Source organism: Paracoccus sp. (in: a-proteobacteria) (genome assembly GCF_030536915.1).
In the GTDB taxonomy this organism is placed as follows: Bacteria; Pseudomonadota; Alphaproteobacteria; order Rhodobacterales; family Rhodobacteraceae; genus Paracoccus.
Window position 1 is genome coordinate 1 of sequence record NZ_JAUNPC010000206.1, and the last position, 1,922, is coordinate 1,922.

The following is a 1,922-nucleotide window of genomic DNA, read 5'->3' on the forward strand; positions in this document are numbered from 1 at the left end:
GGCGGGGGGCGGCGAGGGCGGGTTCGACCGCGCCGAGCGCGCTGCCGTGATCCGGGCGCTGGCCCGCGTTGAAGGTAACGTCACCGCCGCCGCCCGCGCGCTGGGCGTCGGGCGGGCCACGCTTTACCGGCGGATGGGCCGGCTAAGGATCGCGCCCGAAGGCGCGCGTCCCGGAATTGAGACAGTCGGGCGGAACGATATCCGTCCCGCGAGTTGACCGCTTCCGCCCGGTTTCGCACGATATGGCCGTCCGGAAACGAGGAGCCGGGCGGCATAGCCTGGGGAGGAGACACCATGCCCAACGACCAGACGCATGAATTCAAGGGCGTCAGCGCCATGCCCTTTGCGGCGCGCTATGACAACTTCATCGGCGGCAAGTGGGTTGCGCCGAACGCGGGCCGCTATTTCGACAACACCACGCCCATCACCGGCGCGAAGATGAGCGAGATCGCCCGGTCCGACGAATCCGACGTCAACCTCGCGCTGGACGCAGCCCACGCCGCCGCCGACACCTGGGGCCGCACCAGCCCGCAGGAACGCTCGCGGGTCCTGCTGAACATCGCCGACCGGATGGAGGCGAACCTCGAGCTGCTCGCCACCGCCGAGACCTGGGACAACGGCAAGCCCATCCGCGAGACGATGGCCGCCGACATCCCGCTGTCGATCGACCACTTCCGCTATTTCGCGGGGGTCCTGCGCGCGCAGGAAGGCTCGCTGTCCCAGATCGACGACAACACGGTCGCCTATCATTTCCACGAGCCGCTGGGCGTCGTGGGCCAGATCATCCCGTGGAACTTCCCGATCACCATGGCCTCGTGGAAGCTGGCCCCCGCGCTGGCGGCCGGCAACTGCGTGGTGCTGAAGCCCGCCGAGCAGACGCCGGGCAGCATCATGGTGCTGATGGACCTGATCGCGGACCTTCTGCCGCCCGGCGTGCTGAACGTCGTCAACGGCTTCGGGCTGGAAGCGGGCAAGCCGCTGGCCTCGTCCAAGCGGATCGCCAAGATCGCCTTCACCGGCGAAACCTCGACCGGCCGGCTGATCATGCAATATGCCGCCGAGAACCTGATCCCGGTGACGCTGGAACTGGGCGGCAAGTCGCCCAACGTCTTCTTCGCCGATGTCGCGCGCGAGGATGACGACTTCCTCGACAAGGCGCTGGAAGGCTTCGCCATGTTCGCGCTGAACCAGGGCGAGGTCTGCACCTGCCCGTCCCGCGCGCTGGTGCAGGAATCGATCTACGAGCGGTTCATGGAAAAGGCCGTGAAGCGCGTCGAGGCGATCAAGCAGGGCGACCCGCGCGCAAACGACACCATGATCGGCGCGCAGGCCAGCAAGGAGCAGCACGACAAGATCCGCTCCTACTTCGACATCGGCCGGGGCGAGGGCGCCGAGGTCCTGACCGGGGGCGACGTGGCGGACCTGGGCGGGGAACTCTCCTCGGGCTACTACATCAAGCCGACGATCTTCTCGGGCAACAACAAGATGCGGGTCTTCCAGGAGGAGATCTTCGGCCCCGTGGTGTCGGTCACGACCTTCAAGACCGAGGCCGAGGCGCTGGAGATCGCGAACGACACGCTCTACGGCCTTGGCGCGGGCGTGTGGAGCCGCGATGCGAACACCTGCTACCGCATGGGCCGCGGCATCAAGGCGGGCCGGGTGTGGGTGAACAATTACCACGCCTATCCGGCCCACGCGGCCTTTGGCGGCTACAAGCAGTCGGGCATCGGGCGCGAGACGCACAAGATGATGCTGGACCACTACCAGCAGACCAAGAATATGCTGGTCAGCTACTCGCCCTCGAAGCTGGGCTTCTTCTGAGGCCGGCGACCTGAACACCGATGCCTGCCGTGGCAACGCGGCAGGCATTTTTCATGCGCCTTTGCGCCGGTAAAGCAGGCGCAAGACCATGCCCCGAAGGG

The 1,922-nt window shown here is 66.9% G+C and carries 2 protein-coding genes; both read left to right on the forward strand.

Going from position 1 to position 1,922, the window contains the following annotated elements:
• A partial coding sequence (locus tag Q4F04_RS15760; protein ID WP_303370730.1) for a helix-turn-helix domain-containing protein occupies positions 1-217 on the forward strand: 217 nt, incomplete at its 5' end.
• Positions 218-294: 77 nt separating this feature from the next.
• A complete protein-coding gene (gene adh, locus Q4F04_RS15765) occupies positions 295-1,821 on the forward strand; it encodes an aldehyde dehydrogenase (protein ID WP_303370731.1) in 1,527 nt (508 codons plus the stop codon).
• Positions 1,822-1,922: the final 101 nt, after the last annotated feature.

Excerpts from the sequence above, each read along its gene's own strand:
- adh (WP_303370731.1), top strand. The coding sequence starts at position 295 with ATGCCCAACGACCAGACGCATGAATTCAAGGGCGTCAGCGCCATGCCC.